The sequence below is a fragment of the Plantactinospora solaniradicis genome (assembly GCF_042658085.1).
Taxonomy (GTDB): domain Bacteria; phylum Actinomycetota; class Actinomycetes; order Mycobacteriales; family Micromonosporaceae; genus Plantactinospora; species Plantactinospora solaniradicis.
In genome coordinates, this window is sequence record NZ_JBHSPR010000007.1 from 289,449 (window position 1) to 305,180 (window position 15,732).

11 protein-coding genes are annotated in these 15,732 nt (G+C 68.6%); 3 read left to right on the forward strand and 8 right to left on the reverse strand.

The features are described from left to right. Positions 1–15 precede the first annotated feature (15 nt). The 4 genes from ACFP2T_RS07385 to ACFP2T_RS07400 all read right to left on the reverse strand — a co-directional run bounded on the left by ACFP2T_RS07385 (position 16) and on the right by ACFP2T_RS07400 (position 8,142). Complete coding sequence (locus ACFP2T_RS07385) at positions 16–2,859, reverse strand: PQQ-dependent sugar dehydrogenase (RefSeq protein ID WP_377418957.1); 2,844 nt, start codon at positions 2,857–2,859, stop codon at positions 16–18. Positions 2,860–3,072: 213 nt separating this feature from the next. After that, complete coding sequence (locus ACFP2T_RS07390; protein WP_377418960.1) at positions 3,073–4,245, reverse strand: ThuA domain-containing protein; 1,173 nt, start codon at positions 4,243–4,245, stop codon at positions 3,073–3,075. Between the two features lie 102 nt (positions 4,246–4,347). Then, positions 4,348–7,494 carry a glycosyl hydrolase family 95 catalytic domain-containing protein gene (locus ACFP2T_RS07395; RefSeq protein ID WP_377418963.1) on the reverse strand — a complete coding sequence of 1,049 codons (3,147 nt, stop codon included), beginning with the start codon at positions 7,492–7,494 and terminating at the stop codon, positions 4,348–4,350. Positions 7,495–7,854: 360 nt separating this feature from the next. Continuing rightward, a complete protein-coding gene (locus ACFP2T_RS07400; RefSeq protein ID WP_377418966.1) occupies positions 7,855–8,142 on the reverse strand; it encodes a hypothetical protein in 288 nt (95 codons plus the stop codon). Between the two features lie 586 nt (positions 8,143–8,728). Here ACFP2T_RS07400 and ACFP2T_RS07405 point away from each other — a divergent pair. Both ACFP2T_RS07405 and ACFP2T_RS07410 read left to right on the forward strand, forming a co-directional pair. Continuing rightward, a complete protein-coding gene (locus tag ACFP2T_RS07405; RefSeq protein ID WP_377418969.1) occupies positions 8,729–9,514 on the forward strand; it encodes a helix-turn-helix domain-containing protein in 786 nt (261 codons plus the stop codon). Continuing rightward, positions 9,505–9,687 (forward strand): DUF397 domain-containing protein, encoded by a 183-nt coding sequence (locus tag ACFP2T_RS07410; protein ID WP_377418972.1) that lies wholly within the window; start codon positions 9,505–9,507, stop codon positions 9,685–9,687. Before ACFP2T_RS07405 ends, ACFP2T_RS07410 begins: the two co-directional genes overlap by 10 nt. Positions 9,688–10,525: 838 nt before the next feature. Here the strand turns inward: ACFP2T_RS07410 and ACFP2T_RS07415 are convergent. Beyond that, a complete protein-coding gene (locus tag ACFP2T_RS07415) occupies positions 10,526–10,915 on the reverse strand; it encodes a winged helix-turn-helix transcriptional regulator (protein ID WP_377418975.1) in 390 nt (129 codons plus the stop codon). Positions 10,916–11,014: 99 nt separating this feature from the next. On the opposite strand from ACFP2T_RS07415, the gene ACFP2T_RS07420 reads away from it, so the two are divergent. Then, a complete protein-coding gene (locus ACFP2T_RS07420; RefSeq protein WP_377418978.1) occupies positions 11,015–11,905 on the forward strand; it encodes a zinc-binding dehydrogenase in 891 nt (296 codons plus the stop codon). A 497-nt stretch (positions 11,906–12,402) separates the two neighbouring features. On the opposite strand, the gene ACFP2T_RS07425 is transcribed toward ACFP2T_RS07420, so the two are convergent. The 3 genes from ACFP2T_RS07425 to ACFP2T_RS07435 all read right to left on the reverse strand — a co-directional run bounded on the left by ACFP2T_RS07425 (position 12,403) and on the right by ACFP2T_RS07435 (position 15,434). Further along, positions 12,403–13,716, reverse strand: coding sequence for a hypothetical protein (locus ACFP2T_RS07425; RefSeq protein ID WP_377418981.1), 1,314 nt, complete (start codon positions 13,714–13,716; stop codon positions 12,403–12,405). Further along, positions 13,713–14,081 carry a hypothetical protein gene (locus ACFP2T_RS07430; protein WP_377418984.1) on the reverse strand — a complete coding sequence of 123 codons (369 nt, stop codon included), beginning with the start codon at positions 14,079–14,081 and terminating at the stop codon, positions 13,713–13,715. The genes ACFP2T_RS07425 and ACFP2T_RS07430 overlap by 4 nt, the downstream gene beginning before the upstream one ends. Positions 14,082–14,609: 528 nt before the next feature. After that, positions 14,610–15,434, reverse strand: a complete 825-nt coding sequence (locus ACFP2T_RS07435) for an SCO6745 family protein (protein ID WP_377418986.1) — start codon at positions 15,432–15,434, stop codon at positions 14,610–14,612. Positions 15,435–15,732 lie beyond the last annotated feature (298 nt).

The following is a 15,732-nucleotide window of genomic DNA, read 5'->3' on the forward strand; positions in this document are numbered from 1 at the left end:
CTCAGGGTCGGGTGCTCAACCGATCAGGTCGAACCGTTCCCAGAGCCCGATCGCCGCCCGGTTGGCGATCAGCGGTTCCGCGCCACCGTTCTCGGCGGCCACCAACTGGTTGTTGACCAGGGCGCGCAGGCTCACGCTTCCGTCGGAGTTGTTGACGAGCTGGAAGGTCTGCGCCGTCCCGATGCTGGTGCCGTTGGCGATCAGCGGGGACGTCGCGTTGGGCGCGGTCACCAGCAACCCGTTGGCCTTCGCCCGCAGCGCGATGTTGCCGCCGCCCGCGTCGAGCCGCTCGAACTGCTCCCACGGCCCGATCGCCGCCCGGTTGGCGATCAGCGGTGCGGCACCCGCGTTGTCGGCGGTGACGTACTGGCCGTTGGCGTGGGCCCGCAGGCTGATCACCGGTCCGGGACCGGGGCCGGGGCCCGTACCGGTGGTGAAGGTGAACGCGTCGACGTCGAACAGGTTGCCGGCGCCGCCCTTGAAGACCAGGAACAGGGTGGTCGAGGCGGACGGCAGGTTGCTCAGCGCCGTGGAGACGTTCGCGAAGGTGTCCCAGCTACCGGTGTTCGGCACGGCGACGCTGCCGAGCAGGGTGCCGGTGGCCGAGCCGGCCCGTACCTCGATGGTGCCGCCCGGGCCGCCGGAGGAGACCCGCGCCTCGAACCGGGTCGCGTTCGCCAGGTGGTACGGCTGGTACGCGATCCAGTCGTTGTTGTCGATGAATCCGGCGGTCCGGCCACCCTCGGCGGCGCCGTGCTCGGCGATCTGCACTCCCCCGGACTGGCTGCCGAAGTGCTCGCCCTGGCGGTGCTTCGGTTGCAGCGTACGGATGCTGTGCGAGGTGAGGTTGCCGTTGTCGGTGTACGACGCGTCGAAGACCCCGTAGATGTTCGCCGCCACGTCGTGTTCACCGTCGACGGGCACCCGGATCGAGCCGCTGCACCCGGTCGAGGAGGTGATCTCGTGGGCGTGGCTGTCGTGCCCGAGCGCGTAGGTGACCCGTACCCGGGAGCAGTTGATCGTCCCGTCCTCGGGGTCGCTCACCGTGACCTGGAACGGGATGGTGTCGCCGAAGTTGAACAGTTGCCCGTTGGCCGGCAGGTTCAGCGTCACCGTCGGCGCGGCGTTGCCGACCGTGATCACCAGGCTCGCCGTTGCCGACAACCCGGTCGGATCGGTGACCCGCAGCGTCGGGGTGTACGTCCCGTTCGTGCTGTACGTCTTGGTCGGGTTGGCCGCCGTCGACGTGGTGCCGTCGCCGAAGGTCCACAGGTAGCTCAACGCCCCACCCTCGGGGTCCGAGCTGCCGGCCGAGGAGAAGTTCACGGTCAGCGGGCTCGGCCCGGAGGTGCGGTTCGCGGCGGCGACCGCGATCGGGCTGCGGTTTCCGCCGCCGATGTACTCGATCCGGAACAGCGCCTGGTTGTTGGCGCCGGTGCCGTAGTCGAGCACGTAGAGCGCGCCGTCCGGGCCGAACGCCATGTCCATCACCTGGGTACCGGTCCACGGGAACGCGGAGATCTCCCCGGGCGAGCCGTCGGAGTTCACCGCGATCGCCTTGATCCAGCGCCGGCCGTACTCGCCGGCGAAGTAGCGGCCGTTCAGCGAGGCCGGGAACTTGACGCTGGAGTTCAGGTTGGCGTCGTACCGGTAGACCGGGCCACCCATCGGGGACTCGGAGCCGCCGCCGAACTCCGGGGGCGAGCCCGCGTCGCCGTACTTGATCCAGCTCGGCTTTGCCGGCGGCAGCGTGGTCAGGCCGGTGTTCCGGAACGAGTTGTTGGTCGGGCCGCCCGCGCAGTTGTACTTGCCCGCCGACGGGCCGGAGGGGAACGTGTACTCGTTGTACGTCTCGGCCGTCGTGTTCGTGCCGGTGCAGTACGGCCAGCCGTAGTTGCCCGGCCCGGTGATCCGGTTGAACTCCACCTGCCCGCCCGGTCCCCGGTTGGCGTCGCCGGTGCCGGCGTCCGGCCCGTAGTCGCCGAGGTAGACGATGCCGGTGGCCTTGTCGACGTTCATCCGGAACGGGTTCCGGAAGCCCATCGCGTAGATCTCGGGGCGGGTGTTGGCGGTGCCCGGCGCGAACAGGTTGCCGGCCGGAACCGTGTATGTGCCGTCCGGCTGCGGCCTGATCCGCAGCACCTTGCCGCGCAGGTCGTTGGTGTTCCCGGAGGAGCGCTGGGCGTCGAACTGCGGGTTCCGGTTGGTCCGCTCGTCGATCGGGGTGTACGAGTTGGACTCGAACGGGTTGGTGTCGTCGCCGGTGGTCAGGTAGAGGTTGCCGGCGGCGTCGAAGTCGATGTCACCGCCGACGTGACAGCACTGGCCCCGGTCGTTCGGCACCTGGAGGACGATCCGCTCGCTGCCCATGTTCAGCGTGTCGTCGGCGTTCATCGTGAACCGGGACAGCCGCAGGTGCCCCTTCCACCGGTCGAAGTCGGCGGCGGTGCCGGTGGTCGGCGCGTCACCGGCCGGGGTGCTCAACGTCGGCGAGTAGTAGAGGTAGACGTACCGGTTGGCGGCGAAGTTCGGGTCGGCGGCGACGCCCTGCAACCCCTCCTCGTCGTGGGTGTAGACCGAAAGGTTGCCGGCGACCTTGGTGTTGCCGGCGGCGTCGGTCACCCGGACCGTGCCGTTGCGGGCGGTGTGCACCACCGAGCGGTTCGGCAGCACGGCCAGCGACATCGCCTCGCCGAGTTCGGCCGAGCCGGTGGCCAGGGCCACCTGCTGGTAGTCGGCGGCGGGGATCGGGTCCGCCTGGGCGGCCGACGGCGCGGCGGCGACCGCGAGGGCCACGCTCGCGACCGTGGTGCCGACCGCGACGAGCAGCCGCGCTCGGCGTCGGGGTTGCGGGTACATGATCGTCCTTTCTCGACGGTCGGCGGACCGTGCCGGCGAGCACGGGCCGACACCGACCGCTGGGGGGTGGCGGGCATGTGCGGGTACGCCGGGCCGGTCGACCCGTGGGCAGGATCGACCGACCCGGGTGGTCCAGGTGGTGGCCGGTCGGCGCCGACGACCGGAGGACGCGTCCTGGCGGGCGCTACGAGCGGGCTGCCCGGGGCGTGGGGATCAGCCGGTGACGAGGTCGAACTTCTCCCAGGCGCCGACGGTGGTCCGGTTGGCGATCAGTGCGGCGGCACCGCCGTTCTCCGCGACGACGTACTGGTTGTTTGCCAGGGAGCGCAGGCTGACCGTGCCGTCGGAGTTGCGGAGCAGCGCGAACGTCTCCCAGCCGCCGGCCGTGGCCCGATTGGCGATCAACGGGGAGGCGCCGGCCGCCTCGGCGCAGACGTACGTGTTGCTGGCCCGGAATCGCAGCGCCACGTTGCCGCCGCCGAGGTCGATCAGGTCGAACCGGGTGGTGGCGCCGATCGCGGTCTGGTTGGCGATCAGCGGAGTGCTGGTGTTCGCCGCGCTGACGAACCGGTTGTTGGCGCGGGCACGCAGGTTGCTGGCGCCGGTTGGCGGCTCGACCGTCCGGGGCGAGCAGTCCGCGGCCACCGCACCCGCCGCGATCTGGATCCCGCCGAGCAGCATCCGGGTGAAGTTCGAATCGGTGTACGTCGCCTCGGTGTGCCCGAGCCCGGTGTACCAGGCCCGGCCGCCGCCGTACGCTTGGCACCAGGTGATCGGGTGGTCGCCGCCCATGCTGCCGCCGCTGTACGACGACTCGTCGAGGTTCGCCAGCACCCGCACGTTGGGGCGGGGATTGGTGCGGTAGTTGTACCACTCGTCGGTACGCGGCCAGGTCGCCGGCAGGTGTGCCGTGGACGGGTTCGTCCGGTCCTCGACCCGGATGGTGGCCTGCTGGGTCGCCGGATGCGAGCTGAAGTACGCCCCGACGAGCCCGCCGTACCACGGCCAGTCGTACTCGGTGTCGGCGGCGGCATGGATGCCGACGTATCCGCCACCGGCCGCGACGTACGACTGGAACGCCGTCTGCTGGGCGGCGTTCAGCACGTCGCCGGTGGTGGAGAGCCAGATCACCGCCTGGTACTGCGCGAGGTTGGCGGTGGTGAACGCGGCGGAGTCCTCGGTGGCGGTCACCGTGAACCCGTTGGCCGTGCCGAGCTGCCGGATCGCGGCGATCCCGTTCGGGATGGACGAGTGCCGGAAACCGGCGGTCTTGCTGAACACCAGCACGTTGGTCAGCGGTGCGGCCGAGGCCGGAGTCGGGGCGACTCCCAGCGCGGCCAGCAGTACGGCCAGGACGACGAACAACGTCTGCGCGCGGGTACGCATGGCTTGCTCCTCTGCGTCGAGCGGGGGTGGGGGTGGGGTGGGGCGAGGAGTACGGGGTGAAGCCGGGGCCGGCGCCGGGGTGAGGGCGACGCCGGCCCCGGTTCAGCCGGCTGCCAGGTCGAACTTCTCCCAGGGGCCGATCGAGGGCCGATTGGCGATCAGCGGATCCACTCCCCCGTTTTCGGCGGCCACGTACTGGCTGTTGACCTGCGCCCGCAGGCTCACCGTGTTGTCGGAGTTCCGGACCAGGGCGAACGTCTCCCAGGCGCCGGCCGAGGCCCGGTTCGCGACCAGGGCCGCCGCACCCGCGTTCTCGGCGCAGACGAACATCCCGTTCGCCCGGGAGCGCAGCGCGACGTTCCCACCGCCCAGGTCGACGACGTCGAACTGGGTCGTGCCGCCGGTGCTGGCCTGGTTGGCGACCAGTGGCGTGGTGGCGTTCGCCGCGCTGACGTACTGGCTGTTGGCCTGGGCCCGCAGGCTGGAGCCGCCGCCGGGCGTGCTGCCGCCGCCGGTCAGGATCCGCAACGCGTCGATCATGCCGACCGAGGTGGTCTTGTTGACGATCCGGATCGTGTGCGAGCCGTTGGTCAGCCCGGTCCGGCTCCAGACCACCTGCTGGGCCTGGCGTGCGCCGGAGGCGTTCAGGTTCACGTTCGCCTGGAACACGTTGTCGAGGTAGACGTCGACGTTGCCCATGTCGCTGAACCGCTCCGACAGGTACTCCACCCCGGTGCCGGTGAAGGTGTACGACGCCGCCGCGTTGACCGTGGTGCTGTGGTGGGTGTCGTCGTTGTAGTCGCCGTACCCGCGTGCGGTGGTGAGGTGCCAGTTCGCGTCGTAGGTCAGCATGGTGTTGTTGACCAACTCGTTACCGCCGCCGCCACCGGCGCTGCCGAGGCCGAGCGTGGACGCGGTGTTGCGGAGCGACTTGACGCCCTGGTTGGCGGTGCCGGTGAGGGTGGTGCCGGTGTAGTTGGTCAGCGGCTTGGCGGTGCGCTCCAGCACGTACACCGTGTTCGCCGCCGTGGCGAAGGTGATCTCGCCCGCCGTGCTGGTCGCCAGGATGGCGTTGTCCGAGGTACGCCGGACCCGGACCTGCTGGGTGCCCCACGGGTTGACCACCCGAGCCTGCTTGCCGTACTGGCTGCGCAGGCCGACGTACTTGATCTCGCCGGCCTCCCGCTCCGAGCTGACCAGGAAGCCGTCCTTGGCCAGCAGGGTGAACTTGCCGACGAAGCTGGAGTCGTTCGGCACCGCCGGGAAGACCCGGATCTTGTCGTTGTACGACTGCATCAGCGACTCGTTCATCGCGGCCAGGTGGATGCCGAGGTACTCGAACACCCCGTTGGTGTTGTTGGTCATCCCGTTCGGGTAGTTCTGGTACTTCTGCAACATCGTCCGCATGCCCTGGAACGCCTGCTCGCCGAGGCCGAGCCGGGCGGCGTGCACGTGGTCGTTGGCCCAGACGTTGCCGTACGGGTGCGGCCGGACGTTGAAGGTGTTGACCGCCGTCTGATAGTCGGGGTAGCCGATGCCGGTCAGGTCGTACGGCCAGACCAGCTCCAGCGCCACGTTCTCGCCGTTGCGGGTCGGCGACGACGGCGGGTCGTGCGGCAGGTACGCGCCGTTCGAGATCTGGTACGGCGCCAGGTTGTTCACGATGTTCTGCCAGTTGGCCCGCAGGCCGCTGTCGAGCCCGAGCTGCTGGCTCACCGCGATGGTCAGCGGGAAGAGCAGCCGGACCGCCGCCAGGTCGGTGATCGCGTTCTTGACGTCCCAGTACGTCTCGTGCGCGTTCGAGTTGGCCATGAAGTACCGACCGGCCGAGTCCCGGGACAGGATGTCCTCGTAGAACTTCACCGCCTCCCGCATGTACGGGTACGCGGTGTTCCGCAGGTACGTCTCGTCGTTGGTGTACCGGTATTGCAGGTACATGTTGTACGCGGCCTCGGTGCCGGTCGAGTACAGGTCGTTGACGTAGTCGCTGTTGATGGTGCCCCGGGCGTTGCCGTCCCAGCCCATCGTCTCCGGCACCCAGAGCCCGTCACTGCCGTACCGGGTGGTGGTGTACGACTTCAGCGCGCCGAGGTTGCGGCTGTAGAGCCGGTTGAACCCGGCCATCAGGTCGGTGTGGTTCGAGGCGTAGAACGAGTTGTAGACGTCCCGCTGGTTCCAGTACCAGTAGCCGTTGCTCCACTTGGAGTTGTCCTGGGTCGCCCGGAAGACGCCGTTGATGAAGTGCAGCGGATAGTTGCCGAAGCCGCCAGCCGCGATCATGTAGGTGGCCAGGTAGTAGACGTTCTCCAGGTAGTCGGCGTCGCCAGCCGAGTTGGAGTACTGCACGAACGACTTCGCCCAGAAGTTGTGCCACCAGTTGCGGTAGTTGTTGAGCGTGCTGGCGTACCCGGTGCTCTTCACCGAGGCGAGCTGGTTCTTCGCCTGCTGCACCGAGTTCTGGCTCGGCGAGTTGATCCGGGACGCGGCGGTGAACCAGATGGTGTAGCTGCTGGTCGGGGTGATGTTCAGGCGGACCCGGGTGCCGTTCACCACCTGCGAGGTGTAGCTGGCGCCCTCGACCGTCGCGGCCAGGGTGTAGCCGAAGTTGTTCGGGTCGGCCTGGCCCCGGCTGATCCCGACCCCGGTGGCGTCGGCGAAGGTGCTCGCGGTGCGCCAGGTCGTCAAATTGGGTACGTCGGCGATGTTCTGGACACTGTTCAGGTCCCAGAGGCTCAGGTCGAGGCCGATGCTGGTGACGCCGGGGCGGGTGTCCTCGACGTGGATGCCCATCACCTCGGAGTTGGGCGAGCCCATGACGGTCACCGTGCGGTTGTTGTCGTACTTCGTGGTGAGCGTGCCGTCATAGAGCGACAGGCGCTGTTGGAACGTGGTGTAGCCGGTGTCCATCTGCGGGTTGCTGAACAGGTTGACGTTCCCGGCCGCGTACGTCGACTGCTGCGCCAGGTCCACCCCGGAGACCTGCATCGACAGGCCGTTCTGGTTCCACACCATCGCGCCGGTCTTGCCGTTGCCGACGGTCAGCCCGTGGATCGGGTTGGTGTTGGGCCGGTTGTAGACGATGTCGTGCTTCGACAGGTAGTTGGCGTAGTTGACGTTCAGTGCGCCGGTGCTCGAATTGAACGCTGCGTCCGTGGGCGCCGCTGCGGCCGGGGTTGCCGGGCCGGTGGCGACGAGGCCCCCGGTGAGCAGGGCGGCGAGCATGACGCGGATCGGCGTGTCCATCTTCATCGACACGATCCCCTTCTAGATCGTCCGGTGGATGATGTCTCGCGCCCCGGAGGCCGGTACAGCTCCCCATCCGCCGAAACGGGGAGCGACGTCGAGACGGACCGGGCCGGTCGCCACCCCGAGGTCGTACTGACCTCCGGGTAACCATCGACCCATGTCTGTGATTTGCAGTTAACATTGGATGTCTTGCATCCGTCAATCCCTGTCCACGGTCTTTTTGGACCTTCTGCCGGCAGGTCACCCGGTGAGATCGCCTCGATACATCGGACGTATAGCTTCCGTCGGGCCGTCATGCTCGCAAGCAGCCCGCCCCGGACCAGCGGGAGGCGGTCCGGGGCGGGCCAGGGGTGATGAGGCGGATCAGCGGCGCCGGGGCACCCAGTAGAGCAGTTGACCGGCGATCAGCGCGGGATGCGTGTCGGGCAGCGCTTGCAGTGCGCGGGCGAGGTGCGAGGCGAGGTACATCATCAGCCCCACCCGGTCCCCCTTGAAGCCGATCAGCAGGGCAAGGCGGGCCGCCGCGCACGGCCACGGGTCCTGGCAGGTCTGGCACTGGTACGTCCGCGCCGGGCTGTGCCGGCCAGCCGGGTAACGCCGTTGTGCGGCCCGTCGCGCGGCCCGGTACCAGCGCTCCTGCGGCCCGATCACGGGTTACGCCCAGGCGGTAGTGCGCCGGGACCGGTGCTGCGGTGTCGGAGTCACGCCGCCTGTGCGGCCGTTGGCCAGACGGGCGTGGGCGGGGCCGTCCCAGGCGTGGCGACGGTTGCTCGCCCTGGGGCGGGACGGTGTGTCCGTGCGCGTCGGCGCGGAGGCCGCCGCGCGGACGGCGGCCCGGTAGTCCGCGCGGGAAAGTGGCGGCGGTGGCGGTGGCTGGTAGGGCATCGGCACCAACTCGACTGAGTCCGGGCAGCGCCACCGATAGCCGCATCGGCAGTAGCGCCAAAGCCGGCGCCAGTTCCGTCGGTGGTAGGGCTTCATTCTGCGCCAGAGTTTCATGATCTATGCCTCCCGTCGGCGGAATTGGACGAGGGCGGCGCCAGGCTCCGAACATTGGCACCGCCCTCGTAGGAATCCCGTCCGGATTGGAAGGTCACGGGGCCGGACGGGAACCCGAATTCCACCCTGGACTGTGGGTCCATTACGCCGGAAGATGCTGGTCGGGCGCGGGAAACCCGTCGGCAAGCCATTAGAGATGACCATGAGGACCGGAGTGATTTGGGGGACGTGAAGACCTATGTCTGCGAGTCAATATCTGGTAGAGGACCTTCGCCGGACGCGGGAGCTTCTCGGGCTGACCCAAGAGGCGTGGGGAGAGCGAATCCACTTCTCCGCTAAGCACGTCGGCGCCGTGGAACGAGGCGAGCGGCCAGCGCTCCCGGACTATCTGGCAGCCGTCGATCGCGCATTCGGCACTGCGTTCATGCAGTTCTACCGGATGTTCGTGAAGGGCGAACTCATCCCGGTCTGGTACCGACCCTTCATAGAGCACGAGGGCCGGGCGAGCCTGCTCAGGGTCTATCACCCGCTGGTAGTTCCGGGCATCCTCCAGACCGAGGCGTACGCCCGAGCTGTCCTGACAGGGCGTCGCCTCCAGGCGGACTCCGTGGACGGCATGGTGGCGACGCGGGTCGGTCGGCAGGAAATCCTGCATCGTCGGCCCGACCCCTGCCAGTTGGTCGCGGTCATAGACGAAGGGGTCCTGCACCGCCGAGTCGGTGACGCAGAAATCATGCGTGCCCAGTTGAATGCCCTGGCGGCGGCGTTTGATCATCCCAACGTGCGGGTGCAGGTCGTTCCGTTCAACGCCGGCCCCTACGTGGGGTTGGATGGCCCGCTGGCGATCGCAACCGTGGACGGCCGGTCGGTCGGCTTCCTGGAAGGACACTTGGAGGGTCGCGTCGTCGAGAGCCCGGATGCCACGACGGACCTGGAAGGCGCTTGGGAAGCCATCCGGGACTACGCTCTTCCTAGTAACCAAAGCCTCGAACTGATCATGAGGACGGCCGAGAAATGGACGTGAACACCGCCCCGAACTGGCACAAGTCGACGCGCAGCGACAGTACAAATTGTGTCGAGGTGGCCGACAACCTCCCCGGCCGGGTCCTCGTACGGGACAGCAAGGACCCGCAGGGACCCGTCCTGATCTTCAGCCCTGGACAGTGGCACGGGTTTGTCGCTCTGACCAGACGCTAACATCCGTCCTCATAGGATCTCGGTGTCGGATGGCGTAAGCCGTGATTCGCTGTTTTGAGCTATCGGATCTTAAGTGGGCAAAGCTCGCGATCTACCTGCCGCCATCGGTCGCGAATGCTCGTCCTCGCGCCAGCGACCAGCGTGTACTTAACAGGATCGTGTGGAGAATCCGGGCGGGGGCGGCGTGACGTGTCCGCCCGATGCAGGTGCTAACAGTCGATGTACACCCGATTTCGGCCGTGAGCGTTGAGCGGGTCCCTGTACGCTGCACCCAGCCTCCAAGCTGGCCACGCCACGTTCTGGGGGCGCACCGAGGAAAGATGACCTTGCGGGCCAAAGTGAAGAAAAATGACAGAGTTGATCTTTAGCGCAGCAGTTCAGGAAGCCTGCTCCCCGCGCATGCGGGGGTGATCCCTGGTCGAATGTCGCGGTCCAGTGGACCGCTATCTGCTCCCCGCGTATGCGGGGGTGATCCCGCCAACGTCCCCGCTTGGATCGGGGTGATGTCCTGCTCCCCGCGCATGCGGGGGTGATCCGGCCGCCCGCACCATCCTGTACTGCTCCCGAGTCTGCTCCCCGCGCATGCGGGGATGATCCAATGTCGATCCAATCGCCGATGGCCGCGAGCTGCGTTACCTGTGCCTTCGTGAGCGGACGATGGCCGGCCACAGACCTCCGCGACGTGGCCAGGGGCGGTGTCGACGACATTGTCCCGGCCGGCATCGGTGAGGGTGGGCAGGGCATAGCGGCCAGCGATGCACGTGCGCATCGCTGGCGCCCTTGGTATTCGTCTGGGGCGGCCTCGATACACCGGGCGGCTACGTCGAGAGGGCTCGAATCAACGATTGGCCGCGTCGTAGGTTGCCCGCGCCGCCTCCACCTGGGGCATGTGTACCTCGGCCCACTCCTTGAGGTGACTCATCACTGCGAGCAGCGATTGGCCGAGCGAGGTCAGTTCGTAGTCGACTCGGACGGGCACCGACGGCGTCAGCGTGCGCGTCACCAGACCGTCGCGCTCCATCCGGCGCAGGGACTGGGTGAGCATCTTCTGGCTCACCCCGGCGATCTGCGAGGACAGCTCGGAGTAGCGCAGCGGACCACGCAGGCCGAGCGCGACTATCAGCAGGCTCACCCACTTGTCGCCGATCGTATCGAGCAGGCGCCTACTGGGGCAGCTCGCTGCGAAGGCGTTGAACTGCGGCTTCGGCTGCTGGGCGGATACCTCCACGACGTACCTCCAGGTGCGCACCGCACTCCAAAGTGCCTACTTCCCAAAAGAATGTAAGTCACCGAAGGTGGTGTGGCAACCAAATGCAGGAGGAACCGAATGCGCGCACTCATCACTCGTGCCGGCGCCGACACGCCGGTGCTCACCGACGTCGAGCCCGCACCGCTCGGCCCTACGGGCCTGCGGATCCGCATCAGCGCTGCCGCCGTCAACCCGATCGACGTCTTCCTGGCAACCGAGCGGGGCCGGGCCGTGTTCGGCCTGCGTGGCGGGACCGGCCTGGGCTCGGACCTCACCGGGACCGTCATCGAAGCCGGCGCCCAGGTCGACGGCTTCGCCATTGGCGACCGGGTAGCAGCCCTCGATCGGGACCCCGCCGCCCCGAGCCGGGCCCACGCCGAGAGCATTGTCGTCGCGGCTGCCGATGCGGCCCGCGTGCCCGTCGGTCTCGATCCTCTGGCTACGGCATCGATACCGCTCAACGCACTCGCCGCACGCCAGGGGCTCGATCTCCTCGGCCCGCCCGAGGGGCGGAGCCTGCTGGTGACCGGCGCGGCCGGTGCCGTGGGCGGATATGCCGTCGCCCTGGCGGCGCGGGCCGGCTGGCGGGTCACCGGGCTCGCCCGGGCACGCGACGTGGACTTCGTCAGCAACGCCGGCGCCGACCAGGTCGTCAACGAACTCCCGGGGCCGGCATACGACGTCGTGCTCGACGCCGCCGCGCTGCAGAACGACGCGATCCCGGCGGTGCGCGACGGTGGCGTGTACGTCGGTTATCCCGGACAGTCGGCCGAGTCCGTACGGCGGATCCAGATCAAGTCAGTCGTCACCCAGCCCGACGGTGCCGCACTGGGCGAGCTGCTCCAGCTCGCTGCCGACGGACTGCTCGAACTCCGCATCGCCGGCACCGTCTCGCTCACAGACGCGGCGGCGGCGTACGCCAAGGTCGCCAGCGGCGGCCAGCGCGGTCGCTGGCTCCTTATCCCATAGCCCAAGACTTCCCCGCCGGGGCGTCGGGTGAGCAGGACGGAGCCGGGAACGACCCAATCGACAGGCGCCACATGGTCCTCACCAAGTGCTCGGGGCCGCACCCTCAGCCGGGCCCGGTCCGCGCCCCGAATCGGCGCATCGCAACTCACCCCCAGGCCGCCGTCCGTGCGCGCCGCGCGCAGGCGGAGTCGTCACGCTTCGTGACCGGGCTCTGGTGTCGGTCGGCGTCCGGAACTGCCGAGTTGAGTACGTCAATGAAGTCATCATGGTGAATGAGCGCCGGCCGGCGGAATTGTTACGGCTGCAAGGGTGGAGCACCGCTCGAGATCGTGGCCAGGCTCGGCGACATCAGCTCGACGTGGCCTGAGTCGCTTGTTCGACCGCACGACTTGGTGGTGACACCGTCTGAAGCCCGCGCGCGCCGCACGCAGCCGGCGGGGAGTCTCAACTCACTACCCGCTCACCACCGGCGATGCCGACTTGCTCTCACGGGACGCCTATGAGGCGGGGCCGAGGCCGGCCGCCGTCAACCGCAGTTGCTCCGCCGATGCCTGGTCGCCGGCACGGTCCAGTAGCTGCGCGTGATGGTCCACGCAGTCGCGCAGCAGCCGCCCGAGCGCGGAATTGTCGCCGACCGTCGGCAACAGCGCGTCGATGAGTGGGATGTTATGCGACGCGAGGTCCACTGCCAGCGGCAGCGCCACCGAGGGGTCCGGCTCGTCGTCGAGCACGCGGCAGCACGCCAGGATGAGCTCGACCCAGACCGCTGCCGCCCGCTCGCCGAGCGGCGCGGTCAGCGCCCCGGCGGCGAACAGATAGTGGCCCTCCAGCCCGATCCGCAGGCCTTCGGCTGGGGAGCGGGGCAGCAATTCGACCGCGATCCCGGCCAGCTTGGCGGCATCGATCGCGGCGAGGTGCGGGTCGGTGCGCCCAGACGGACTGACGACGTTGGTCGGCGGATCGGTGTACGTGGCCGGCAGGTCAGCGGGGATCTGCCCGAGTTCCTGCTCGGCGACCCGCAGCGCATCCGCTAGGGTGATCGCTGGCGGCGAGGCCTGGATACGTTCCCAGTCCTCCTGCGCCTCCCGGGACGCCGCCGCGTCCAGCGCCCGCGCGTCGGCAAGGCAGGCAGCGGCCTGCTGACGGTGCTCGGTGTCACCGGTCGCCAGTAGATGCATGCTCCAGGTGGCCAGCGTGGTCGCCAGGCATCGCCGATCGTCGCCGGTTCCGCTGCCTTCCGCTCTCTCTCCGACCGCCTTGACCGCGATCGCGTCGGCCTCGATGGCGTCCGCCAGCCGCCCGGCTCGAGCCAGAATCGCCGACGCGTTCGTCGCCAGAACCCCCATGTGGGCGACATTCCAGCCACGGGTGCGATGTTGCCCGAGGTAGCCCCGAAACCCGAGATCGGCAGCCGCCGCCGCAAGCTGCGGGTCGCCGTACCGCATCAGCGCTTCGGCGTTGACCAGCAGCGACCGCGACAGCACGAGCGCCAGCTGACGTTCGTCGGCCCGCCGCCCGCTCTCCCGCAGCAGGTACAGGTGCCCGTTCACCGCCCGGTCGAGGTGCAGCACCGCGGATGCTCCCCATCCCCGCGCGAGCTGCGCAATTCCCTCCTGCACCTCGATGTCCGCCCGCAGCCGAAGCACGTCGAACGTGTGCCGCCCGTCGGCCGCCGCGAGCCGCTCCGCGCCTTCCAGCGCCTCCCGGTACCGAGCCAACGCCTCGGCGGTCCGTCCGCGCTCCCGTAACGCCTCCGCCTGCCCGGTCAGCGCCTCGTACTGCCGCTGCAACTTCCGCGTGGCCCGACTCATCCCACCCTCCGATCGCCATCCACCATTATGGAGCGCCGAGCATTCCCAGGGCGATTCTTGTCGGTGCTCTCGAACTCACCGATCAGTTCGACGGCGAGGCGGCGTCTTGTCTTGCCCACGATGTCCCTGGGTCTGATGATCGCGATCAACGCACGTGGCTGGCGCGCGGACAGGAACTGCTTCGCCCACCGGGGAAAAGGTCCAACAACAACCGGTGCAACCGGTTGACGGCCTGAGTCCGTGTGCGGCCCAAGCTCATCGCGACTGTCAACCAGCATTCCCATGACAACCAGGTCCGCATCGACACTCGCGGGCACGAGGTTCGGGCCGCGCAGCGCGACCATCGCGACCGAGTGCGCATCCACCGGGTCGCTCGTACGGCCGTAGACGCTGTGAAGGCGCGCGCTGATCACAGGCGCCCGTCGCTGCGTGTAGTCAACGACCCCGAACGCAGGTGTCCGGATCTAATAGGTTGTGCCGCGGCAAGTGGGCCCAGAAAACGAGTCACCACGGCTTGTCAACCGTCGGGCCACTCAGCGTAGATCGCGCCGTCGAGCCTCCCATGCGGGGCGCGACCGACGACCCTCAAACCCGCACCTGTACGCCTAGGTATCGCTGCGACGACCTCGTGATCTCGTGCCGCCGAAAACGTACTATCCATATCCGAAGCCTTACGCCAGACCGCAATCGAGGCGATCAACCTTCGGTACCCCGGACGGGGTACGGCACCAAAGTACAGCAAATGTGCTGTCACACTGACGGCCCGGAATTTGGGGCGGTGGGCCGGGTGCATGCTCATCTGCCGCGCCGAGGGCGCTGGCATCGAGGTCGACAGCCCTTCTGTACGCCGTTGCCTGTCGTTGTCGTCTGCTGGGTGCTCCGTATGGTTTCGATCAGGCGTCGACGGCCTGTACCGCGACGGCGATCGGCTCTAGCCCCGCGACCAGCTCGTCGAGCTCGTCCGCGCTGAGTACGTCGTACGCCGGCGCCGCCAGCTCATCGGTGAGGGCCTCGATCCGTTCCCTGGTCTCCCGGCCGGCGTCGGTGAATTCGCCGGCGGCGCTCACGAGGCCCCGGCCGCGCAGCCCGTCGACGACAGCGGCCAACTGCGCCTTGGGCAGGTGGTGGATCCGGCCGAACTCCTCCGCCCGCATTCCGAGGGACAGAGCGAGGAGGACATGGGCCTCGGTGCCGCCGATGCCGTGGGCGAGGAGGGCGGCGTTATGGCCGTCCCCACGGTGCTCTCGCAGCAGCGTCGCCGCGTGCCAAAGCCTGGCCACCGGCTCCGCGGGCACGTCGAGCGCCCGGAGTCCGGCGTACAGCGCTCGGCCCTCGGTCGGCGCGCTGACCGCTGCTCGGGTGGCGAGGTCGGCGACCCGCACCAGATCGAGAGAGTCGGCGAGCTGCCCGATCATCTGCCGCAGCGCGGCGGCGCTGCCCCGCTCGCGCACCGCGATCGCCTCCTGCGGGGTGGTCCTCCCCCACACCCACGGGATGTGGCGCGCCACCTCGCCGTCGGCGAAGTTGTAGAAGACCGCGTGCACCACCGCGGCCGGTGCCAGCCCCAGCGGCGCGGCCCGGCCCGCGAAGTATCCGTCCCAGTAGTTGCGCATGCCGATGGCCAGGAACGCCTCGTTCGGCACCTCGGAGAAGGTGACCGTGGCGATCGGTTCGACGAGCTCGAACATGCGGTGGACCTTGGTCTGTGGGTGCGTCATGGGTGGCATCTCCTGTGGTCGTGACAGCGCCTCCGTGGGCCGCCGCTCACCGTAGCTACGAACAACACGGCCTGCTGTCTCATAGCGCTCAAGCCACGGCTTTGCCGGATCTGGTCTGGAAAGCAACATGATCGCTGCGGCATACACTCGTCCGGCAATCTGCGGCGACTGCCCTTACCACGCGCGATGCCGCTGTTACGGTCGCCTGGTGACCGTGAGTCAGCTCCAGGTGGTGCGTAGCGGGCATCGGCTGTACAACGAGGTGAGGCCGGGCACCGGAGTGCCCATCGTGTTGATG